This window comes from Arthrobacter sp. 10L424 (assembly GCF_056395325.1).
Genome location: NZ_JBFTJH010000007.1, coordinates 57,152 through 78,820, shown reverse-complemented (window position 1 = coordinate 78,820; position 21,669 = coordinate 57,152). Strand labels below are relative to the sequence as shown.

At 66.2% G+C, this 21,669-nt stretch carries 20 protein-coding genes; 17 read left to right on the top strand and 3 right to left on the bottom strand.

All coding sequences use genetic code 11. The annotated features are described in order from the left end of the window. Positions 1-162: 162 nt before the first annotated feature. The 4 genes from AC1DC5_RS13330 (at position 163) to sucD (ending at position 4,583) form a co-directional block, all read left to right on the top strand. Entirely contained in the window at positions 163-1,530 is a 1,368-nt protein-coding gene (locus AC1DC5_RS13330; RefSeq protein ID WP_476865466.1) for a glycosyltransferase, read from the top strand. A gap of 39 nt (positions 1,531-1,569) precedes the next feature. After that, on the top strand, positions 1,570-2,277 hold the full coding sequence (locus AC1DC5_RS13325; protein WP_476865465.1) for a hypothetical protein: 708 nt from the start codon (positions 1,570-1,572) through the stop codon (positions 2,275-2,277). 223 nt (positions 2,278-2,500) lie between these two features. Further along, entirely contained in the window at positions 2,501-3,670 is a 1,170-nt protein-coding gene (gene sucC, locus AC1DC5_RS13320; protein WP_476865464.1) for an ADP-forming succinate--CoA ligase subunit beta, read from the top strand. Positions 3,671-3,680: 10 nt separating this feature from the next. Further along, positions 3,681-4,583 (top strand): succinate--CoA ligase subunit alpha, encoded by a 903-nt coding sequence (sucD, locus tag AC1DC5_RS13315; RefSeq protein ID WP_441404919.1) that lies wholly within the window; start codon positions 3,681-3,683, stop codon positions 4,581-4,583. Positions 4,584-4,698: 115 nt separating this feature from the next. On the opposite strand, the gene AC1DC5_RS13310 is transcribed toward sucD, so the two are convergent. Further along, complete coding sequence (locus AC1DC5_RS13310) at positions 4,699-5,181, bottom strand: SRPBCC family protein (RefSeq protein WP_441404918.1); 483 nt, start codon at positions 5,179-5,181, stop codon at positions 4,699-4,701. Beyond that, positions 5,178-5,543: an ArsR/SmtB family transcription factor gene (locus tag AC1DC5_RS13305; RefSeq protein ID WP_476865532.1), complete on the bottom strand. Its 366-nt coding sequence runs from the start codon at positions 5,541-5,543 to the stop codon at positions 5,178-5,180. The genes AC1DC5_RS13310 and AC1DC5_RS13305 overlap by 4 nt, the downstream gene beginning before the upstream one ends. A 282-nt stretch (positions 5,544-5,825) precedes the next feature. Here AC1DC5_RS13305 and AC1DC5_RS13300 point away from each other — a divergent pair, with 282 nt between their 5' ends. The 9 genes from AC1DC5_RS13300 to AC1DC5_RS13260 all read left to right on the top strand — a co-directional run bounded on the left by AC1DC5_RS13300 (position 5,826) and on the right by AC1DC5_RS13260 (position 16,376). Continuing rightward, positions 5,826-6,230 (top strand): tautomerase family protein, encoded by a 405-nt coding sequence (locus AC1DC5_RS13300; protein ID WP_476865463.1) that lies wholly within the window; start codon positions 5,826-5,828, stop codon positions 6,228-6,230. A gap of 225 nt (positions 6,231-6,455) precedes the next feature. Further along, positions 6,456-7,460 carry a 5-dehydro-2-deoxygluconokinase gene (gene iolC / locus AC1DC5_RS13295; RefSeq protein WP_476865462.1) on the top strand — a complete coding sequence of 335 codons (1,005 nt, stop codon included), beginning with the start codon at positions 6,456-6,458 and terminating at the stop codon, positions 7,458-7,460. Next, positions 7,457-8,419: a Cgl0159 family (beta/alpha)8-fold protein gene (locus tag AC1DC5_RS13290; protein WP_476865461.1), complete on the top strand. Its 963-nt coding sequence runs from the start codon at positions 7,457-7,459 to the stop codon at positions 8,417-8,419. The genes iolC and AC1DC5_RS13290 overlap by 4 nt, the downstream gene beginning before the upstream one ends. Positions 8,420-8,458: 39 nt before the next feature. Beyond that, a complete protein-coding gene (iolD, locus tag AC1DC5_RS13285; RefSeq protein WP_476865460.1) occupies positions 8,459-10,387 on the top strand; it encodes a 3D-(3,5/4)-trihydroxycyclohexane-1,2-dione acylhydrolase (decyclizing) in 1,929 nt (642 codons plus the stop codon). Between the two features lie 59 nt (positions 10,388-10,446). Continuing rightward, positions 10,447-11,958 (top strand): CoA-acylating methylmalonate-semialdehyde dehydrogenase, encoded by a 1,512-nt coding sequence (locus AC1DC5_RS13280; RefSeq protein WP_476865459.1) that lies wholly within the window; start codon positions 10,447-10,449, stop codon positions 11,956-11,958. A gap of 91 nt (positions 11,959-12,049) precedes the next feature. Beyond that, entirely contained in the window at positions 12,050-12,961 is a 912-nt protein-coding gene (locus AC1DC5_RS13275) for a sugar phosphate isomerase/epimerase family protein (protein WP_441404911.1), read from the top strand. Positions 12,962-12,989: 28 nt separating this feature from the next. Further along, positions 12,990-14,003, top strand: coding sequence for a Gfo/Idh/MocA family protein (locus tag AC1DC5_RS13270; RefSeq protein ID WP_441404910.1), 1,014 nt, complete (start codon positions 12,990-12,992; stop codon positions 14,001-14,003). Between the two features lie 79 nt (positions 14,004-14,082). Next, positions 14,083-14,958, top strand: coding sequence for a sugar phosphate isomerase/epimerase family protein (locus AC1DC5_RS13265; RefSeq protein ID WP_441404909.1), 876 nt, complete (start codon positions 14,083-14,085; stop codon positions 14,956-14,958). Next, entirely contained in the window at positions 14,955-16,376 is a 1,422-nt protein-coding gene (locus tag AC1DC5_RS13260; protein ID WP_441404908.1) for a sugar porter family MFS transporter, read from the top strand. The genes AC1DC5_RS13265 and AC1DC5_RS13260 overlap by 4 nt, the downstream gene beginning before the upstream one ends. 127 nt (positions 16,377-16,503) lie before the next feature. On the opposite strand, the gene AC1DC5_RS13255 is transcribed toward AC1DC5_RS13260, so the two are convergent. After that, entirely contained in the window at positions 16,504-16,953 is a 450-nt protein-coding gene (locus tag AC1DC5_RS13255) for a MarR family winged helix-turn-helix transcriptional regulator (RefSeq protein ID WP_441404907.1), read from the bottom strand. Positions 16,954-17,126: 173 nt separating this feature from the next. On the opposite strand from AC1DC5_RS13255, the gene AC1DC5_RS13250 reads away from it, so the two are divergent. From AC1DC5_RS13250 to AC1DC5_RS13235, 4 genes are all read left to right on the top strand, one after another. Next, positions 17,127-18,368, top strand: coding sequence for an MFS transporter (locus tag AC1DC5_RS13250; RefSeq protein WP_441404906.1), 1,242 nt, complete (start codon positions 17,127-17,129; stop codon positions 18,366-18,368). A gap of 261 nt (positions 18,369-18,629) precedes the next feature. Then, a complete protein-coding gene (locus AC1DC5_RS13245) occupies positions 18,630-19,625 on the top strand; it encodes a substrate-binding domain-containing protein (RefSeq protein WP_441404905.1) in 996 nt (331 codons plus the stop codon). 53 nt (positions 19,626-19,678) lie between these two features. Next, positions 19,679-20,728: an ABC transporter permease gene (locus AC1DC5_RS13240; RefSeq protein ID WP_441404904.1), complete on the top strand. Its 1,050-nt coding sequence runs from the start codon at positions 19,679-19,681 to the stop codon at positions 20,726-20,728. 14 nt (positions 20,729-20,742) lie between these two features. Then, positions 20,743-21,657 (top strand): ATP-binding cassette domain-containing protein, encoded by a 915-nt coding sequence (locus tag AC1DC5_RS13235; protein WP_441404903.1) that lies wholly within the window; start codon positions 20,743-20,745, stop codon positions 21,655-21,657. The last annotated feature ends 12 nt before the right edge of the window (positions 21,658-21,669 follow it).

Below are 21,669 nucleotides of genomic sequence, written 5' to 3'. Positions count from 1 at the left end.
GGCCGGGGACGCTGGGCGGCACCAACAACTCCGGCGCCCGGATTCTTCGGCCTGCGCTGCATCGTTGTGCCGGGGCCCCGACCCGTCTACAGTCTGAGCATCGGGCGCCAGGAAGCGGCATTCCGCTCCGGTGCGCTACCGCAAGCCACGACGGGGCGCCGCATGAAAATTCTGTTGGCCAGCCAGACGATAGCCGGACACTTCAATCCCATGACGGGCATCGGTGTCCGTTTGAAGGACGAGGGCCACGAGGTCGGCTGGTACACCGGCCGCACGCTCGCCGGCAGGCTGGACGAGCTGGGCATCCCGCACTATCCGTTCGATCGCGCGATTGAACACACCGGGGACAACCTCAATGAGCTCTACCCGCAGCGCGCCAAGCTCAAAGGACCGATGGCCATCAGGTTCGACGGCGAACGGATCTTCGCCAGCAACGTCACGAATTTCTTCGAAGACATCAGGGACGTGCAGCGGCGCTTCCCGTTCGATGCCGTCGTTATGGACAACACCATGTTCATCCAGCGGCTCGTGGCGGTGGTGCTGGGCAAACCGGTGATCAGTTTTGTCCCTATCGGCAACATGGAAAGCGATCCGCTGGTGCCGCCGATGTTCTTCGGCTTTGCCCCGGCGCGGAACCCGGCCGACAGGGTCCTCCATTCGGGCGCGCGGCTGGTCTCGGACCAGTTCGTCACCAAGCCGGCGCGGAACAGTTACGTCCGGCAACTCGCCGGTTACGGTCTCCGCACCGAACGGGGCCACCCCATCACCGACGAGCCCTACCTGTGGTCGAATGCGATCATCCAGACTGGCACTGCCTCGCTGGATTTTCCGCGGCGGAACGTCAACCCGAAAGTCCACTACGTCGGCGCCCTGCTGCCTCACCGGGCGGGAGCCGCCGACGGGCCGGACGCCCCCACCACGCAGTCCGCCCCCGCGCCGTCCGCCGACGCCCGGCAGCCGACGGCGGCGGACGGAACCCACCGCCGGACCGTCGTCGTCACGCAGGGAACGGTCGACAACAGGGACCCGGCAAAGCTGATGATCCCCGCCATCGAGGCGCTGAAGGACACGGACACCCTCATCATCGTGGCCACCGGCGGCGCGAACACCGAAGAACTCCGACGGCGGTACCCGCAGCGCAACGTCGTTGTCGAAGACTACGTCGACTTCGCCCGGGTCTTTCCGGCCACGGACGTCTTCGTCACCAACGGAGGCTTCGGCGGGGTGCTGCTGAGCCTGTCCCACGGGGTCCCGCTCGTGACGGCGGGCCTCAATGAGGGCAAGAGCGACGTCAATGCCCGGGTGGAATACGCCGGCGTCGGGGTCAATCTAAAAACCGAGACACCCAGCTCCGCCGCGATCCGCTCCGCCGTCGACACGGTACTGGGAGATCCGTCCTGGCGCGCCCGGGCGCAGGCGGTACGGGGGCAGTTCGAGGCGGAAGACAGCATCGGCGCCGCCGTCGACGTCATCACAGCTGCCGCCGCCGGCGGGACAAGCGGCGGCGGGACACCCGGCGTCGGGGGCTGACGCCGTCAGCCGCGGGCGCCGTGCATTCCTGCAGGCATAATGGAGCCCATGCGACGGACACTTCTGGGGATCCTGGCCGCCCTCACCCTGCTGGCGTCCACGGCGTGCACCATCACGCAGAAGGACCCGGACTACGTTCCGCCCGCGCCCCTGCCCGCGCTGGAGCAGCTCAGGCAAGCGCCCCTGGCGGACGCCACGAAGTACACGGCAGGCCAGGACGTCCTCAGCTTCGCCACCGCGGACCGGAACATTGTCTGTTCCCTGACGTCGGCCAGGGGCGGGCACGTGAATCTGCCCTACGAGCAGAACGGGTTCCCGGACTCCGCCAACAACAAGTTGGCCACCGTCCCGGTGGCGCACTGCGAACTCGCGGACTATCCCAAGCCTGAGGCCCAGGACATCGCAGACGATTGCGGCGGGACGGGGCTCGGCTACCTCGGGGGCGCGGTGCTGCTGACGCCGGAAAAAGCCGGTTACGGCGAATGCCGCTCGGGCGTCACACAGCAGGAAGCGGAATTCGGGCCCAGGGGAAGCCGCACGGGCCCGATCTCCCAGCTGCCGGTCCTCGGAGAGGGCCAGGGTTTGGAGCGTAACGGCCTGCGCTGCTCCGCCTACAACGGCGGTGTCGCCTGCGGAAACGTCTCCGCCGGCGTCGCCTTCTTCGTTACGCGGGACCGTTACGAACTGATTCCAAACACCGGGAAACAAGCCGCGCCGGGCCCCTCAGCGGCCCCAAAAACCCCGTAATCTAGCGGTTTTTCTACGCTCCATAGAATAGTGTCCTTACTCACATAACGGGTACTCTGGAACGGGCCGCTCCCAAGGAAGGACTAGAGTTCCGAAAGGAGCATTGCGCCGTGTGGCTCGTTTCCAGCTAGTCGCAGGGTGCGTTTATTCCGCAGCCCGGTAACCGCGATAACGTGGGGTCCGGCTGTACAGAAACTACTTCGACGTAGAAGGACACTAAACCGTGGACCTGTTTGAATACCAGGCGCGCGATATGTTCGAGGCGCACGGTGTACCCGTGCTTGCTGGCATCGTGGCGCACACCCCTGAAGAAGCAAAGGCAGCTGCCGAGAAAATCGGCGGCGTAACTGTCGTAAAGGCGCAGGTCAAGGCCGGAGGCCGCGGCAAGGCCGGCGGCGTCAAGGTCGCCAAGACCGCTGACGAGGCGTTTGAACACTCCACCAACATCCTCGGCATGGACATCAAGGACCACACCGTCCACCGCGTGATGATCGCCCAGGGTGCAGACATCGCCGAGGAATACTACTTCTCCGTCCTTCTGGACCGGGCCAACCGCAACTACCTGGCCATGTGCTCGGTTGAAGGCGGCATGGAAATCGAGCAGCTCGCCGTTGAGCGCCCCGAAGCCCTGGCCAAGATCGCGATCGACCCGGCCGTCGGCATCGACCAGGCCAAGGCCGACGAAATCGTCGCCGCTGCAGGCTTCGCCGAGGAACTGCGCGGCAAGGTCGCCGCCGTCATCCTGAAGCTCTGGGACGTCTTCAAGAAGGAAGACGCCACCCTCGTGGAGGTCAACCCGCTGGTCCTGACCGGCGCCGGTGACATCGTTGCCCTCGACGGCAAGGTCTCCCTCGACGAGAACGCGGACTTCCGCCACCCGAAGCACGCGCACCTGGAAGACAAGGACGCTGCTGACCCGCTCGAGGCCAAGGCCAAGGCGCAGGACCTCAACTACGTCAAGCTGGACGGCTCCGTGGGCATCATCGGTAACGGTGCCGGCCTGGTCATGTCCACCCTCGACGTCGTTGCGTACGCCGGCGAGAACCACGGCAACGTCAAGCCCGCCAACTTCCTGGATATCGGCGGTGGAGCTTCCGCCGAGGTCATGGCAGCAGGCCTCGACGTCATCCTGGGCGACCCGCAGGTCAAGTCCGTCTTCGTCAACGTCTTCGGCGGCATCACCGCCTGTGACGCCGTCGCCAAGGGCATCGTCGGTGCACTGGCCGAGCTGGGCAACTCCGCGAACAAGCCGCTGGTAGTCCGCCTCGACGGCAACAACGTTGAGGAAGGCCGCCGCATCCTGGCCGAGGCAAACCACCCGCTGGTTACCCTGGCCGCCACCATGGACGAGGGCGCCGACAAGGCTGCCGAGCTCGCCAACGCAGCTAAGTAAGGGACGCACCATGTCTATTTATCTGAACAAGGACTCCAAGGTCATCGTCCAGGGCATCACCGGCGGCGAAGGCACCAAGCACACCGCCCTGATGCTGAAGGCCGGCACCAACGTTGTCGGCGGCGTCAACGCCCGCAAGGCCGGCACCACGGTCCTGCACGGCGAGACCGAGATCACCGTCTTCGGCACCGTCAAGGAAGCCATGGCCGAGACCGGCGCCGACGTCTCCATCGTCTTCGTGCCGCCGGCCTTCACCAAGGACGCCGTCGTTGAAGCCATCGAGGCCGGCATCGGCCTGGTCGTCGTGATCACCGAAGGCGTGCCGGTCCAGGACTCCGCCGAGTTCTGGGCACTGGCCCAGTCCAAGGTCGACGCCAACGGCAAGCAGGTCACCCGCATCATCGGACCGAACTGCCCCGGCATCATCACCCCGGGCGAGGCCCTCGTCGGCATCACCCCGGCCAACATCACGGGCAAGGGCCCCATCGGCCTGGTCTCCAAGTCGGGCACCCTGACTTACCAGATGATGTACGAACTGCGCGACCTCGGCTTCTCCACCGCCATCGGCATCGGCGGCGACCCGGTCATCGGCACCACCCACATCGATGCGCTCGAAGCCTTCGAAGCCGACCCGGAGACCAAGGCGATCGTGATGATCGGCGAAATCGGCGGCGACGCCGAAGAGCGTGCCGCCGACTACATCAAGGCACACGTCACGAAGCCGGTTGTCGGCTACGTGGCCGGCTTCACCGCTCCGGAAGGAAAGACCATGGGCCACGCAGGCGCCATCGTCTCCGGTTCCGCGGGCACCGCGCAGGCCAAGAAGGAAGCCCTCGAGGCTGCCGGCGTCAAGGTCGGCAAGACGCCGTCCGAGACCGCCAAGCTCCTGCGCGAGGTCTTCGCAGCCCTCTAGGCTCCAAGCACCGCCAAGCACCAACGCAACGCGGGGTCACTTCCGGTCCGTCCCACCCGCTGGGATGGACTGGAAGGGACCCCGCGTTGTTTGTTTAAGAACGACGACGGCGGTCCTAGACTTTCGCGCCGGCCAGCAGCTCCTCGAGCCGCTCGTAGGCCTCGGAGAGTCCACCCTCCATCCCGGACCCCGCCATGCCGTCGCGGGCCTCCATGCTGGGATAGACGGCATGCGCGGTCAGCCGGGTGCGGCCCCCGCCGAGGTCCTGGAAGGTCAGGGACTCGATGCTGACGACGTCCGGGTAGCCGTCGAACTCGAAGGTCTGGATGGCGAACTCGTTTTCCCGGACTGTGTGGAAGACCCCGCTGAAGCCGTAGGGGGTTCCGTCCGGTGCCGTGTGGGTGTAGCGGTAGCTGCCGCCGGCGCGGAAGTCGTAGTGGTCGACGTCCATGGTCAGCCCCCGCGGGCCGAGCCACTGGGCGACGAGCTCGGGTTCCTTGTGGGCCCGGAATACGTCGGCGACGGGAAAATCGAACTCCCGCTCTATGTCGATGAAGGGCAGGCCTTCCGGAACACTGAGTTTAAGCGCGTTGGTCATGATGATGAATCCTTTGCCTGTGTGCCGCGTGCTGCGGCGCTGGATTGGAGCACGGCGTCAAGGCTGCGGAACTGCCCCTCGCGGACCAGCCGGTACTGGTCGATCCATGCGGTGAGCGCCTCCAGCCGTGCGGGGTTCAGGTGGACGGGCCGGCGCTGGGCGTCACGAGTGCGCGTGACCAGCTGTGCCTGCTCGAGGACCTGGATGTGTTTCGAGACCGCCTGCTTGGTGATCGCGAAAGGTTCCGCCAGTTCGTTCACGGTGGCAGGGCCCCGGCTGAGCCGGGAAATGATGCGCCGGCGGACGGGGTCGGCGAGGGCCAGGAAGGCTGCGTCGAGCTGTTCGTCGTCGCGTTCGTCCACGGGGTGTCTCACTTCCCTCCCGGATCCGGTGGTGTCTCTCTGCTGCTCCACTGGCAGTGACTGTGATCAAAAACTTCGGTGATCAACCACTTTGTTGATCAACCTCTAGGTTGTCAACGCTACCCCTGATCCCATGTCGGCGCAATAGTGCAACGCGGGGTCACCTCGCGCCCATCCCGCGCCCCGCGATGGACGCGGCCTGACCCCGCGTTGCTGTTTACTCTTGCTCTGCGTATCTTCAATTTGTTAGTATGTCAGGACAAACTAATGAAGGAGTAGCGAGTGCCCCTCGTGCGAATAGACGTCAATCAGGGCCGCAGTCCCGAACAGCTCCACTCGATCAGCCGGGGTATCCATGACGCCATCCTGGCAGAATACGGCATTCCGGAGCGGGACTACTTCCACGTCCTGACCGAACATCCGGCGGGGCAAATTGTCGCTCAGGACGCCGGCCTCGGCTTCGAGCGCACGCCGGATGTTGTCATGATCCAGATCTTCACCCAGGCCGGGCGGGACCAAGGGGCCAAGCAGTCGCTGTTTGCCGCCATCGCGGAGAAGCTGGCCGCCGTTGGCGTCGCAGGCGAGGACGTATTCATCGGCTATGTCGAGAACTCGGCGGGGGACTGGTCGTTCGGATTCGGCCGGGCGCAGTACGTCACCGGCGAGCTGGGCGTGCCCGGCCGGTAGCCCGCCGGCGGCCGCAAGGGTGCGCAGACGGCCGCTGCGGCGGACGGGCGGCGGGTGCATTTGGCCTCCCCGTGTCATGTTGTAAATATGTCAGTACAAACCTTTGACAGCACATAGATTCTAGGGCAAAGTAGTGGATGTGGCCCGGCTCACGCCGGCTTCCTAAGCACCGAAGCTCAGGCTGCGCAAGGTACCGAGTCTCCACCAGAAAGGTCCGCGATCACCGTGACCCACGAACTTCTCACGATCGGGCGCATCAGCGTTGATATCTACCCGAATGACATCGGGGTGGATCTGGAGGATGTCACGTCCTTCGGAAAGTACCTTGGGGGATCGCCGTCCAACGTGGCGGTCGCAGCCGCCCGCCACGGCCGCCGCACCGCCGTCATCACCCGCACAGGCGACGACGCCTTCGGCAAGTATCTGCACCGCGAGCTTCGCAAGTTCAACGTGGATGACTCCTTCGTCACCCCGGTGAAGGAATGGCCCACCGCGGTCACGTTCTGCGCAATCAAGCCGGCTACGGACGAGTTCCCGCTCTACTTCTACGGACGGTTCCCCACGGCGCCGGACCTGCAAATCAAGGCCGGGGAGCTTGACCTCGCCGCCATCAGGGACGCCGGCATCTTCTGGTCCACCGTCACGGGCCTCTGCCAGGAACCCAGCCGCACGGCCCACCTCGCTGCCCACGAGGCCAGGCCCCGCACTGCACTGAAACCGGGGCAGTTCACCATCCTGGACCTCGACTACCGGCCGATGTTCTGGGCCTCCGAAGCCGAAGCCCGGGCGCAGGTCGCCAAGATCCTCCCGCACGTCACGGTCGCGATCGGCAACGACAAGGAATGCGCAGTCGCTGTCGGTGAAGGGACCCCGGACCAGCAGGCGGACCGGCTGCTCGCCGCCGGCGTCGAAATCGCCGTCGTGAAGCTGGGCCCGGACGGAGTGATGGCAAAGACCCGCACCGAACGTGTTGTGTCCGCTCCGGTCCCGGTGGAAACCGTCAACGGACTCGGAGCCGGCGACTCCTTCGGCGGGGCCTTCTGCCACGGACTGCTCTCCGGCTGGCCGCTCGCGCAGGTCCTCGACTTCGCCAACGCGGCCGGCGCGCTGGTCGCCTCCCGGCTCTCCTGCGCTGATGCCATGCCGACGCCGGACGAAGTCACCTCCCTGCTCGCCGAACGCGGCCGCCTGGTACCGGGCACCCACGCCCCCGAAGGAGCCACCCTGTGAGCCTCATTCCAGCATCCGTGACCGCCGCCGTCGACGACGATCCCCGCCGCTACGAGCACCTGAGCGCCATCCGGCTCGAGGATCCCGCCGCGATCGCCCGCGCTGCCAAGGCGCGCCGCCGCCACCCCGGCGTCAAGGCAGGCAAACAGAACTTCATCGTCGCCGCCGACCACCCCGCCCGCGGCGCCCTCGCGGTCGGCAACGACCCGGTGGCGATGGCGGACCGCCGCCAGCTGCTGGACCGCCTGCAGATCGCCCTCGCCAACCCGGACGTGGACGGCATCCTCGCGTCCCCGGACATCATGGACGACCTGCTCCTGCTCGGGGCACTGGACGGCAAGCTCGTCTTCGGCTCGATGAACCGCGGCGGGCTCGCCGGCCTGGTCAACGAGTTCGACGACCGCTTCACCGGCCACACGGCCGCCGCACTGGAAGCACTGGGGGCCGACGGCGGCAAGATGCTCACCCGCATCTGCCTCGGCGACCCGGACACGGTGGCAACCCTGGAAGCCACCGCCAAAGTCATCGATTCGCTCGCCGAACGCAGGCTCATCGCCATGGTGGAACCCTTCCTCTCCGTCCGGGAACACGGCAAGGTCCGCAACGACCTCTCCACCAACGCCGTGATCAAATCGATCGCCATCGCCGAGGGACTCGGCTCCACCAGCGCCTACACCTGGATGAAGCTCCCGGTCGTGGCCGAGATGGAACGCGTCATGGCGGCCACCACCATGCCCACCGTGCTGCTCGGCGGGGATCCGGACAGCAGCCAGGACGACGTCTTTGCGACCTGGGAAGCGGCCCTCGCGCTGCCCGGCGTCCAGGGACTCACCGTCGGCCGCACCCTGCTCTACCCGCACGACGGCGACGTCGCCGGCGCCGTCGCGACCGCGGCCTCCCTGCTGAACCGGTCCGTCCAGCGCACCCTGTCCACCCGCACCGCAGAAGTATCGGAGTAACGTCCCATGGGAATGAGCACTGCCTCAGGAACACGCAGAATGACGGTCGCGCAGGCCGTCGTCGAATACCTGTCCAAGCAGTACACCGTTGACACGGTCGGCGGCCAGGACTTCCGGGAGCGCCTGATTCCGGGCATGTTCGGCATCTTCGGCCACGGCAACGTTGCCGGCGTCGGGCAGGCCCTCAAGCAGTACCAGCAGCTCGATCCGACGATCATGCCGTACTACCAGGGCCGTAACGAACAGGCCCAGTCGCACCAGGCCGTCGGCTATGCCCGGCACACCCGCCGCCGCCAGACCTTTGCGATCAGCACCTCGATCGGCCCGGGTTCCTCGAACCTGCTCACGGGCGCCGCGCTGGCCACCACCAACCGGCTGCCCGTGCTGCTGCTGCCGAGTGACACCTTCGCGACCCGCGCCGCGGACCCGGTGCTGCAGCAGCTCGAGCAGCCCTACGCCTACGACATCACCGTCAACGACGCCTTCCGTCCGCTGTCGAAGTTCTTCGACCGCGTGACCCGCCCCGAGCAGCTGTTCTCCGCGTTCCACCACGGCCTGCGCGTCCTGACGGACCCGGCCGAGACCGGCGCCGTCACCATCTCGCTGCCCCAGGACGTCCAGGCCGAGGCCTTCGACGTGCCCCAGGAGTTCCTCACCGAACGCGAATGGCGGATCCGGCGCCCCGACGCCGACGACGAGGACATCCGCCGCGCCGCCGAGGTGATCCGCACCGCCAAACGCCCGCTCATCATCGCCGGCGGCGGCGTCCTGTACGCGTACGCCAACGAGGAACTCGCGAAGTTCGCTGAGCTGACCGGGATCCCGGTGGGCAACACCCAGGCCGGCGTCGGCGTCCTGCCTTGGGACCACAAGCTTTCCCTCGGCGCCATCGGCTCCACCGGCACGACGGCGGCCAACGCCATCGCCGCCGAAGCGGACCTGATCATCGGCATCGGCACCCGCTACGAGGACTTCACCACCGCGTCCCGGACCGCCTTCCAGAACCCTGACGTGCAGTTCATCAACATCAACGTCGCCCCGATCGACGCCTACAAGCACGGCACCTCCCTGCCGATCGTCGCGGACGCCCGCAAGGCGCTCGTCAAGCTGAACCAGGCCATCGGCGGCTACCGGATCGGCGCTGACCTGGAACGGCAGATCGCGGCCGAGAAGACCCGCTGGGACGCCACGGTGGACGAGGCCTTCGGCACCCGCTTCACCCCGCTGCCGGCCCAGAACGAGATCATCGGGGCCACGCACCGGGCCATGGATGCCCAGGACGTCGTCATCTGCGCCGCCGGGTCCCTGCCGGGGGACCTGCACAAAATGTGGCGCGTCCGGGACCCGTTTGGCTACCACGTGGAATATGCCTACTCCTGCATGGGCTACGAAATCCCCGGCGGGCTCGGCGTCAAGCGCGCAACCCTGGCCGAAGCAGCGCGGGGCGGGGCGCAGCGCGACGTCGTCGTGATGGTGGGGGACGGCTCCTACCTGATGATGCACACCGAACTCGTCACCGCCGTCGCCGAGCGGATCAAACTGATCGTGGTCCTGATCCAGAACCACGGCTATGCCTCCATCGGTTCGCTCTCCGAGTCCCTCGGCTCGCAGCGCTTCGGCACGCAGTACCGCGCCCTGGACAAGAAGCACCACAGCTTCGACGACGGCGACCGGCTCCCCGTGGACTTGGCCCTGAACGCCGAAAGCCTCGGCGCGAAGGTGATCCGGATCGAACCGGGGGAGAAGGTCATCGCCGAACTCGAACAGGCCGTCCGGGATGCCAAGGCCGCCCCGGAACGCGGCGGCCCGATTGTCATCCACGTCGAATCCGACCCACTGCTGGATGCCCCCAGCTCCGAGTCCTGGTGGGACGTGCCCGTCTCCCAGGTCTCCGAGCTCGACTCCACGAAACAGGCCTTCCAGACCTACGCCGACCACAAGAACCGCCAGCGCAAGCTGCTGGGCTGAGCTGGCCGCTGAACCCGGGCCCGCAGCCACCACTGACTCCAACTCCCAAGGACATTCCGATGAGCACCCTCACCACCACCAAAACCATCCACCACTTCATCAACGGCGCCGAAACTGCAGGCGCGGGCAACCGCACCCAGCCCGTGTACAACCCCGCCACGGGCGCCGTCACCGCGGAGCTGCGGCTGGCCAACCGGGCGGACCTGGACGCCACGGTCGCCGCCGCCCGGGCTGCCGCCGATTCCTGGGGCGACTTCTCCCTGGCCAAGCGCACCGCCGTGCTGTTCAAGTTCCGCGAACTCGTCGCGGCCCACGTGGACGAGCTTGCCGAGCTGATCACCGCCGAGCACGGCAAGGTCCTCTCCGACGCCAAGGGCGAGATCGGCCGCGGCCTCGAGGTCATCGAGTACGCCTGCGGCGTCCCGACCCTGCTCAAGGGCGACTACTCGGACCAGGTCTCCACGGGGATCGACGTGTTCTCCTTCCGCGAGCCGCTCGGCGTCGTCGCCGGCATTACCCCGTTCAACTTCCCGGTCATGGTGCCGCTGTGGATGGCGCCGATGGCCATCGCCACCGGCAACGCTTTTATCCTCAAGCCCTCCGAACGGGATCCCTCCGCCTCGATGCTGCTGGCCAAGCTGTGGATGGACGCGGGCCTGCCCGACGGCGTCTTCCAGGTCCTGCACGGCGACAAAGAGACCGTGGACGGCCTCCTGACCCACCCGGACGTGGACGGCATCTCCTTCGTCGGCTCCACCCCGATCGCCCAGTACGTCCACGAAACCGCCACCAAGCACGGCAAGCGCGTCCAGGCCCTCGGCGGCGCCAAGAACCACGCCATCATCCTGCCCGACGCCGACCTCGACAATGCTGCGGACCACCTCGCCGCCGCCGCCTTCGGCTCCGCCGGGGAACGTTGCATGGCCATCTCCGTCGCCGTCGCCGTGGGTGACGCCGCCGACCTGCTGGTCAAGAAGGTCGAAGAGCGCGCCCTCGCCGTCAAGGTCAACAACGGCACCGAGCCCGGCGCCGAGATGGGACCGGTCATCACCCCGGCGTCCAGGGAACGCATTGTCCGGATCGTCACCGAAGCCGAGGCCGCGGGAGCTGCCATGGTGGTGGACGGCCGCGACCTCGTCGTCCCCGGCCACGAAGACGGCTTCTGGGTCGGCCCCACCGTCATCGACCACGTCAAGACCGAAATGACCGCCTACAGCGAGGAAATCTTCGGGCCCGTCCTGGTTGTGGTCCGGGTGGAAGACCTCGACGCCGGCATCGCTCTGATCAACTCCAACCCCTACGGCAACGGCACCGCCATCTTCACCTCCTCCGGCGCCAACGCCCGCAAGTTCCAGCGCTCCGTCACGGTGGGCATGATCGGCATCAATGTGCCGCTGCCCGTGCCGGTGGCGCACCACTCCTTCGGCGGCTGGAAGGCCTCGCTCTTCGGCGACAAGCACATCTACGGCCCCGAAGGCGTCTCCTTCTACACCCGCGGCAAGGTGGTCACGTCCCGCTGGCCGGAACCAACCCACGCCTCAGGCGCCTCCTACAACTTCCCGTCCAACTGACGACCCGACTCACCACCATCGACTGCTCCGTAACCGCCGTTTTGAACGTCCAAAACGGCACCTGCGGAGCAATCGATGAGAAGGAATGGCAATGACTGAGAACAAGCTGATCATCGGCACCGCACCGGACTCGTGGGGCGTCTGGTTCCCGGACGATCCGCAGCAGACCCCGTGGGAACGCTTCCTGGACGAGGTGGCCGAATCCGGCTACAAATGGATCGAACTTGGCCCCTACGGCTACCTCCCCACCGACCCCGGCCGCCTCGCTGAGGAACTCAAGTCCCGCGACCTGAAAATCTCGGCCGGGACCGTGTTCACCGCGTTCCACCGCGGACTGGACCAGTGGGAAACCGCCTGGGAACCGGCCCGCAAAGTCGCCGAACTCACCGCCGCGATGGGCGGCGAGCACATGGTAGTCATCCCGGCCATGTGGCGCGACGACGTCACCGGCGAAGCGGTGGAAAGCGGCGAACTTAGTGAGAAGGCTTGGAGTGACCTGTTCGCCGGCCACAACCGGCTTGGCAAGACCCTGCTGGAGGACTTCGGCCTGCAGCAGCAGTTCCACTCGCACGCAGACTCCCACGTCGGCGCGCAGAAGGACATCGAGACCCTCCTCGCCGCCACCGACGCCAAGTACCTCAACCTCTGCCTGGACACCGGCCACGCCGAATACTGCGGCGCTTCCAGCCTGGATCTGATAAAGAACTACCCGGACCGGATCGGCTACCTGCACCTCAAGCAGATCAACCCGGACATCCTCAAAAGGGTCAACGAGGAGAACCTGACGTGGGCTGCCGCAAACCTGGCCGGCGTGATGACCGAACCGCCGAGCGGACTGCCGGACCTGCGTGCCGTCATCGAAGCCGTCGAGGCGCTGGACCGGCCGATCTTTGGCATTGTGGAGCAGGACATGTACCCCGTTGCCTTCGACGTCCCGATGCCGATCGCCAAGCGGACCCGCAACTACCTGCTCTCCTGCGGCTCCCGCACCGCGGTCAACTAGACGCAAACCAGAACGAAGGACAAGAACCATGACGAAGACCCTCCGCGTAGCTGTCATTGGCGCCGGCCGTATGGGCGCAGACCACATCCAGCGGCTCAACACCCGCATCCACGGCGCCGAAGTTGCCGCCGTCGTCGACGTTGACCTTGCCCGCGCGCAGGCGGCCATCGAAGGAATCCCGGGCGCCGTCGCCCTGGCCGACGCCGACGAGGCGCTCAACAACGGCGACGTCAACGCCGTCCTGATCGCCACCCCCGGCTTCCTGCACGAGGACATCCTGCTCAAGGCGATCGCCAAGGACATCCCGATCCTGTGCGAAAAGCCGCTCACGCCTGACGCCGCCTCCGCCTGGAAGATCGTCCAGGCCGAGGAGAAGCTGGGCCACCAGCGCATCCAGGTCGGCTTCATGCGCCGGTTCGACGCCGAATACGCCGCCCTGGGCGACATCATCCGGAGCTCCGAACTCGGTGAACTGCTGATGCTGCACCACCAGCACCGCAACCCGACCACCCCGGCCGGCTTCACGAACGAGATGCTGATCAACGATTCCGTGGTCCACGAGTTCGACGCCATCCGCTTCTTCACCGGCGAGGAGATCACGTCCGTCCAGGTCCGCCTGGGCAAGGCCACGAGGAACGCCCCGGCCGGCCAGCACGACCCGCAGCACGTGCTGGTCGAAACGGAGTCCGGTGTCCTGGCCGACGTCGAGATCTTCGTCAACGCCAAGTTCGGCTACGAGGTGGCAACCCAGGCCGCCTTCGAGGACGGCATCGTCAACATAGGCGGCGACAAAGGCCCCTACACCCGCAGTGCCGGCCGCTGGGGCGGGAACGTCACCCCCGGCTTCGAGGAGCGCTTCGGCGCCGCTTACGACGTCGAGATCCAGTCCTGGGTGGACGCCGCCCTCCGCGGTGAAATCGGCGGTCCGACGGCGTGGGACGGGTACGCCACCGCAGCCTGCTGCGAGGCCGGTGTCGAAGCGCAGAAGAACGGCGAGAAGGTCGCCGTGAAGCTGAACCCGAAGCCCGGCCTGTACAGCTAGGACCAACGGGAGGTGCCGCGGCCCCTCCCGTTCGTTCGTGCCACGCACAACCCGACTGACCCACAATGGAGTGTTCCACGTGAAAATCGCACTTGATCCCACGCCCTTCCACCACTCGCACAGCCTGCTCGAATTTCCCCGGGTGGTGGCGGACCTCGGCTACAAGTACATGCAGATGACCCCGCACGCCGACCTCATCCCGTTCTACAACCACCCCAAGGCCGACGACGAACTGGTGGGCCAGCTGAAGGCGGCCTGCAAGGACGCCGGGATCGAAATCGCCTCCGTGCTGCCGGTTCTCCGCTGGTCAGGCCCGGACGAGGACGCACGCGAAGCCGCCGTCCGCTACTGGAAGCGTGCCATCCAGATCGCCGTGGACCTGGGCGTCAGCACGATGAACACCGAATTCAGCGGCCGGCCGGAGAAGGCCGAGGAATCGGAACGCGCGTTCTACCGCTCCATGGAGGAACTGCTGCCCATCATCGAACGCGAAGGCATCGACCTCCTGATCGACCCGCACCCGGACGACTTCGTCGAGGAGGGCCTGGCCGCGATCCGGGTGATCCGCGGCCTGAACTCCAAAAATGTCGGCCTGGTCTACGTGGCTTCACACAGCTTCCACATGAAAAACGCGCCGCTGGACATCATGCGCGCGGCGGGAGACAAGCTGCGCCTGGTCCACGTCGCCGACACCATGGACCACCACGCCTCACACGGGCTGCGCTACATCACCAACCCGCCCGGCAACCCGGTCCGGGTGCATCAGCACCTGAAAATCGGCGACGGCGACGTGAACTGGGACGAGTTCTTCGGCGGCCTGCACGAAATCGGGTTCCTCGACCGCGAGGACACCGTGATGGTCTCCAGCGTGTTCGCAGAGGACGACGACGCCGCCGAGGTCTCCCGCTACCAGCTGGAGACCATGAGGCAGCAAATCCAGAAGGTGAGCGTATGACGTCTACGGCCACCGCCCACCAGCGGAAGGTGCCGGGAAACCACAAACGGGCGCTGCGCACAGCGACCATCATTTCCACCTTCGGCGGGCTGCTCTTCGGCTACGACACCGGAGTGATCAACGGCGCCCTGCCGTACATGCAGGAAGACCTGGGCCTGACCCCGCTCACAGAAGGGCTGGTGACCTCCTCGCTGCTCTTCGGCGCGGCCTTCGGCGCCCTGTTCGGCGGGCGCCTGGCGGACCGCAACGGCCGGCGGAAGATGATCATGGTGCTGGCCGTGATCTTCCTGATCGGCACCCTGGCCTGCACGTTCGCCCCGAACACCGAAGTCATGATCCTGGCCCGCTTCGTCCTCGGCCTCGCCGTCGGCGGCGCGTCCGTCACCGTGCCCGTCTACCTCGCCGAAGTCTCGCCGAGCGCCCGGCGCGGACGGATCGTCACCCAAAACGAGCTGATGATCGTCACGGGCCAACTGCTGGCCTTCATCTTCAACGCCTACCTCGGCAACACGTTCGGGGAGTCCGGCGGGATCTGGCGCTGGATGCTCGTCATCGCCACCCTGCCGGCAATCGCGCTCTGGATCGGGATGAACTTCATGCCCGAAAGCCCGCGCTGGCTGGCCTCGATGGGCAGCTTCGGCGAAACCCTCAGTGTGCTGCAACGGATCCGCTCCCAGTCCGAGGCCCGGGCCGAGTTCGAGGAAGTCAAGGCCATGGCCGTGGAGGACTACAAGTCCAAAATGGGTTCCTGGAAAGATCTCAGCGTCCCCTGGCTGCGCCGCATCTTCGTGGTGGGTGTCGGCCTCGCTGTCATCCAGCAGATCACCGGCGTGAACTCCATCATGTACTACGGCACCCAGATCCTCGCCCAATCCGGCTTCGGAAGGGAAGCCGCCTTGACGGCGAACATCGCCAACGGCGTCATCTCGGTCGTGGCCACGTTCGTTGGGATCTGGCTGCTGGGCAAGGTGGGCCGGCGCAGGATGCTCATCACCGGCCAGATCGGCACGACGGCGGCGCTGCTGCTGATCGGACTCTTCTCCCTGATCCTGCCCGAAGGCACCACCCGCGGCTTCGTGATCCTGGCCCTGACCGTGACGTTCCTGGCCTTCCAGCAGGGCGCGATCTCCCCGGTCACCTGGCTCATGCTGTCCGAGATCTTCCCGCTGAAGATCCGGGGCCTCGGCATGGGCGCCTCAGCCTTCGTGCTGTGGACGGTGAACTTCCTGGTCGGCTTCGGCTTCCCGCAACTCCTTGCCGCGATCGGGCTCTCCAACACCTTCTTCGTCTTTGCCGTGCTGGGCGTCGGAGCCATCACGTTCGCCGCGAAGTACATTCCGGAGACCAAGGACAAGAGCCTGGAAGACCTGGAGCACCACTTCAAGAACGCGGCGGCCAAACAACCCGCCACCGCCTAGCCTGACCAGGAAGCCCGCCCCGGCACCACCCAAGTAACCAGCAGCAGGGGCCGTTTTGAACCCTCAAAACGGCCCGTGCTGCTAGCCAGTTGCGCTGCCGTGGTGCGGGGCGTGCTGTGTCCCCGCCCTAGACCACGGCGTGGAGCCGGGGGAGCGCATCGACCAGCGGCGCCAGTTCCGGCACCTCCTGCGCCTCGGCCAGCGCACGCTCCAGTGTGGTGTCATGGCTGGGCCGGGCCTCCTCCAGCAGCTTGATCCCGCTCGGGGTGAGCTCCGTGTAGATTCCCCGGCGGTCATCGGCGCACAGGATTCGCGTCAGCAGGCCCCGGTCCTCGAGCCGGTTGACCAGCCGCGTGGTGGCGCTGGCGCTCAACGCGGTGGCGCGGGCCAGCTGCTGCATCCGCATGTGCCAGCCGTCCTGGCGGCTCAGCGCATCCAGCACCGTGTACTCGACGACGGACAGCTGCGCCGCAGCCTGCAGCGCGCGTTCCAGCTCCGCCTCGATCAGTCCGTGCAGGGCCGCCAGGGTCCGCCAGCCTTGTGCCCGGACCTCGACGGCGTCGTCCTTGATGCCCATCAGTTCTTCCCTTCAGATCGGCCTGCCGGGTCCCCGGAAACCAGGGAACGCCCACAGCCCACAATTTAGTTGCTTGCGCGGCATACTTGCTTGTGCAACAATAAATAACGCGTCTGCAACTAATATCTTACGCTTCACACTTCTTTCCGTACAGTTTTTGAAGGAGCTCCTCCATGCCCATTGGCCTGATTGCCCTCGCCCTCGGCGGGTTCGGGATCGGACTTACCGAGTTCGTCATCATGGGCCTGCTGCCCGAAGTGGCCGCCGACTTCCGGGTCAGCGAAGCCACGGCAGGCTGGCTCATCTCCGGCTATGCGCTCGCCGTCGTTGTCGGGGCGCTGCTCCTGACGGCCGCCGTGACACGCTTCGAGCGCAAGCCCGTACTTGCCGTGCTGATGGTGCTGTTCATCGCCGGCAACCTGGTCTCCGCCGTCGCGCCGGACTATGGGCTGATGATGGTCGGCCGCATCATCGCGGCGCTCGCGCATGGCGCCTTCTTCGGCATCGGCGCGGTGGTCGCCGCCAGCATGGTCGCCCCCACCAAAAAGGCCGGCGCCATCGCCATCATGTTCACCGGGCTCACGGCGGCCAACGTCCTCGGCGTCCCGTTCGGCACGATGCTGGGCCAGGCCGCCGGCTGGCGGTCCACGTTCTGGGCCATCACGGTCATCGGTGTTCTGGCCCTGGTCGGCATCCTCACCCTGGTCCCGAAAACCGGTGCGGGCCAGGCCGGCGGACTGCGCGGTGAACTCCGCGCCTTCCGGTCCGGCCAGGTCTGGCTCTCCATCCTGGTCACCATCCTTGGCTACGGCGGCATGTTCGGCGCCTTCACCTATATCGCCTTCACGCTCACCGAGGTCACCGGGTTCACGGCCTCCACCGTGCCGTGGCTGCTCATCCTGTTCGGCGTGGGCCTCTTCATCGGCAACACCGCGGGCGGCAAAGCGGCCGACCGGAACGTGGACCGCACGCTCCTGGTGGCGCTCTCCGCGCTGGTGGTTGTCCTCGTGGTCTTCGCCCTCACCGCCGGCAACCAGCCAATGACCATCGCCTCCATGGTGCTGCTGGGCGGGTTCGGCTTCGCTACCGTCCCCGGGCTGCAGATGCGGGTCATGAAGTACGCCACGACGGCGCCCACGCTGGCTTCCGGCGCCAATATCGGCGCCTTCAATGTGGGCAACGCCCTGGGCGCCTGGCTGGGCGGCGTGACCATCACCGCCGGTCTCGGCTATACCTCGCCCATCTGGGCAGGCGCGGGCATCACGCTGCTCGGCATGGCCGTCATGGCGTTCGCGGCGGCCGCGGCGAAGCGGCACGACGCCGGACGACCCGGCGGAGGCCAGGGAACCGGCGTCGGAACCGGCGAAGCTGGTGCGGACCTCAAGCGGGACGGCGCGGAGCTCCAGCGGGCGTAGCCCCTGGGCAGTGTGGACATAACGACGACGGCGGCCTTTCGGGGCCGCCGTCGCTGTCGTTTCCAGGCACTGGGCGTCCCGTGGAACGCCCGCAATCCGGTGCTTCTTTACGGCGGGAAGGGCGATCGTTACGTGATTACATCCTAATGTCAGGACAAACTATTGACATTAGTGAGCTATATCACCATGATCAGTTGTAGATGGCTCACGGACTGACGCAACGAAGCGGTCGGCGTGACCCGGAATCAAAGGAGGTTGATCGTGACCAAGTTCTCGTGGCGGAAGACGGCCCTAGTCGCGGCTGTAGTACCCATGCTGGCCCTGAGCGCGTGTTCGAGCACCGGCGGCAAGCCCGCTGACACGGGCAATGCGGCCGGCGGGGGCCAGGTCGCCTCCACGGAGCGGATCAAGATTGCCTTGATCACCCACGCTCCCGCCGGTGACACCTTCTGGGACACCGTCCGCAAGGGCGCCGAGGAAGCGGCAGCGAAGGACAACGTTGAGCTGCTGTACACGGGCGATCCGGAAGCCGGCCGCCAGTCCCAGCTGATCCAGCAGGCCATCGACCAAAAAGTCGACGGCATCGCGGTAACCCTCGCCACGCCGGACGCGCTGAAGGACTCACTCAAGAAGGCCACCGACGCGGGCATCCCGATTGTCAGCCTGAACGCCGGTGAATCGGTCTCGGCTGCGCTGGGAGCATTCACCCACTTCGGCTCCAACGAGCAGCTCGCCGGTCAGGCCGTGGGCACCAGGCTCGCGGCAGAGGGCTACAAGCACCCGATTTGCGTAATCCAGGCGCAGGGGCACGTGGGACTCGAGGCGCGGTGTGCCGGTGTGAAGGCCAAGGTGCCAGGGGCGGAGATCCTGTACGTGAACGGTGCGGACATGACCTCGGTCGAGTCGACTGCCACCGCAAAGCTGCAGGCCTCCAAGGATGCTGACGTCATCATCGGGCTGGGCGCTCCCATCACCCTGACCCTCATCAAGTCTGTGGCGACCGCCGGAAGCTCGGCCAAGGTTGCAAGTTTCGACCTGAACAAGGAGCTGGCGTCGAAGATCGTCGACGGTACTGTCCTTTTCACGGTTGACCAGCAGCCGTGGCTGCAGGGCTACGGCGCTGTGGATGCGCTGTGGCAGAACAAGCGCGGCGGATTCAAGATCGGCGGCGGCCAGTCCGTCCTGACCGGACCCGCGATCGTCGACAAATCAAATGCAGCCGATGTCCTGAAGTTCGCCGAGCAGGGTATCCGCTAACAGCCCGCTGGCCGCGCCGGCCCCGCGCCGGCCCGGCAGCAAGGAGACTTATCATGACCATCACCCAGACCAAGATAAAATCGCCGGCGCCCGATGAGCGCGTCGCCAAGCGCAGCCCGTTCCAGAAACTCCTCGGACGTCCCGAGGTCGGTGCCCTGGTCGGCGCCATCGTCCTCTTCATCTTCTTTGCGTTGGTGTCCCCGACGTTCACCCAGCCCGGTGCGCTGGCGACCATTATGTACGGCAGCTCCACGATCGGGATCATGGCCGTGGGGGTGTCCTTGCTGATGATCGGCGGGGAGTTCGACCTCTCCACCGGTGTCGCCGTGATCTCCTCGGCGCTGACGGCGTCGATGTTCAGCTGGTACTTCAGCACGAACGTTTGGGTCGGCGTCGGCCTGGCCCTGGTGGTCTCTTTGTCCATTGGCTTCATCAACGGCTGGATCCTGATCAAGACCAAGCTGCCGTCCTTCATCGTCACCCTGGCGACGTTTCTGATGCTGACCGGCCTGAATCTGGGCCTGACCCGGCTGATCGGCGGTTCGGTGTCCTCGCCTTCGATCGCCAACATGGAGGGCTTCGCCTCCGCCCGGGCGGTCTTCGCCTCTTCGGTGAGCATCGGCGGGGTCGACGTCAAGATCACCGTGTTCATCTGGTTCGCGCTCGTCGCGGTGGCCACCTGGGTGCTGATGCGGACCCGGGTCGGGAACTGGATCTTCGCCGTCGGCGGCGACGCAAACGCGGCCCGCGCCGTGGGCGTGCCGGTCAAGGCCACCAAGATCGGCCTGTTCATGGCCGTCGGGTTCTGCGCCTGGATCCTGGGCATGCACAACCTCTTCGCCTTCGACACCGTGCAGTCCGGTGAAGGCGTGGGCAACGAGTTCCTCTACATCATCGCCGCGGTGATCGGCGGCTGCCTGCTCACCGGCGGCTACGGCTCGGCGATCGGCGGCGCGATCGGCGCGTTCATCTTCGGCATGGCCAATAAGGGAATCGTCTACGCACAGTGGAACCCGGACTGGTTCAAGTTCTTCCTCGGCCTGATGCTGCTGCTGGCCACAATCGTCAACCTCATCGTCAAGCGCCGCGCGGAACTCAAGTAAAGGGGCCCGGACCCATGAATGCCAACGAGATCGACCAGCAAACGCTGCTGCAGAACGAAAAAGATCCACTCACCCACACCCCGGTGCACCTGCTTTCCCTCGACGGGGTCGCCAAACACTACGGGAACATCATCGCCCTGAGCGATGTCACGATGGCCGTGGACAACGGCCGGGTCACGTGCGTGCTGGGCGATAACGGTGCGGGTAAATCCACGCTGATCAAGATCATCGCCGGCCTGCACCAGCACGACGCCGGGATCCTGAAGGTGATGGGCGAGGAACGGAAATTCACCTCTCCCCGTGACGCGCTGGATGTGGGCATCGCCACCGTCTACCAGGACCTCGCCGTGGTGCCCTTGATGCCGATCTGGCGGAACTTCTTCCTCGGTTCCGAGCTCACGTCCGGCTTCGGCCCGTTCAAGAGCATGGACGTCGAGAAGATGAAGGAGATCACGCTCAAGGAACTCGCCGCGATGGGCATCGACCTGCGCGACGTCGAACAGCCCATCGGCCAGCTCTCCGGCGGTGAACGCCAGTGCGTCGCGATCGCCCGCGCCGTGTATTTCGGCGCGAAGGTCCTGATCCTCGACGAACCCACCGCGGCCCTGGGCGTGAAGCAGTCCGGCGTGGTCCTCCGGTACATCCTGCAGGCCCGCGATCGCGGCCTCGGCGTCATCTTCATCACCCACAACCCGCACCACGCCTTCCCGGTCGGCGACCGGTTCCTGCTGCTCAAACGCGGCAAATCAATCGGCTACTACGACAAAAAAGACATCACCCTCGACGAACTCACCGCCCAAATGGCCGGCGGCGCCGAACTCGCCGAACTCGCCCACGAACTCGAACAACTCGGCGGCCACAGCGACATCGTCAAGGAAGTCAAGAACGAAGTCGCCGACGTGGCCCAGACCACCGGCAAGACCTTCTAGGCGCAGCCGTCC

Excerpts from the sequence above, each read along its gene's own strand:
- AC1DC5_RS13330 (WP_476865466.1), top strand. The coding sequence starts at position 163 with ATGAAAATTCTGTTGGCCAGCCAGACGATAGCCGGACACTTCAATCCC.
- AC1DC5_RS13325 (WP_476865465.1), top strand. The coding sequence starts at position 1,570 with ATGGAGCCCATGCGACGGACACTTCTGGGGATCCTGGCCGCCCTCACC.
- sucD (WP_441404919.1), top strand. The coding sequence starts at position 3,681 with ATGTCTATTTATCTGAACAAGGACTCCAAGGTCATCGTCCAGGGCATC.
- AC1DC5_RS13310 (WP_441404918.1), bottom strand. The coding sequence starts at position 5,181 with ATGACCAACGCGCTTAAACTCAGTGTTCCGGAAGGCCTGCCCTTCATC.
- iolD (WP_476865460.1), top strand. The coding sequence starts at position 8,459 with ATGACGGTCGCGCAGGCCGTCGTCGAATACCTGTCCAAGCAGTACACC.
- AC1DC5_RS13280 (WP_476865459.1), top strand. The coding sequence starts at position 10,447 with ATGAGCACCCTCACCACCACCAAAACCATCCACCACTTCATCAACGGC.
- AC1DC5_RS13275 (WP_441404911.1), top strand. The coding sequence starts at position 12,050 with ATGACTGAGAACAAGCTGATCATCGGCACCGCACCGGACTCGTGGGGC.
- AC1DC5_RS13270 (WP_441404910.1), top strand. The coding sequence starts at position 12,990 with ATGACGAAGACCCTCCGCGTAGCTGTCATTGGCGCCGGCCGTATGGGC.
- AC1DC5_RS13260 (WP_441404908.1), top strand. The coding sequence starts at position 14,955 with ATGACGTCTACGGCCACCGCCCACCAGCGGAAGGTGCCGGGAAACCAC.
- AC1DC5_RS13255 (WP_441404907.1), bottom strand. The coding sequence starts at position 16,953 with ATGGGCATCAAGGACGACGCCGTCGAGGTCCGGGCACAAGGCTGGCGG.
- AC1DC5_RS13250 (WP_441404906.1), top strand. The coding sequence starts at position 17,127 with ATGCCCATTGGCCTGATTGCCCTCGCCCTCGGCGGGTTCGGGATCGGA.
- AC1DC5_RS13240 (WP_441404904.1), top strand. The coding sequence starts at position 19,679 with ATGACCATCACCCAGACCAAGATAAAATCGCCGGCGCCCGATGAGCGC.
- AC1DC5_RS13235 (WP_441404903.1), top strand. The coding sequence starts at position 20,743 with ATGAATGCCAACGAGATCGACCAGCAAACGCTGCTGCAGAACGAAAAA.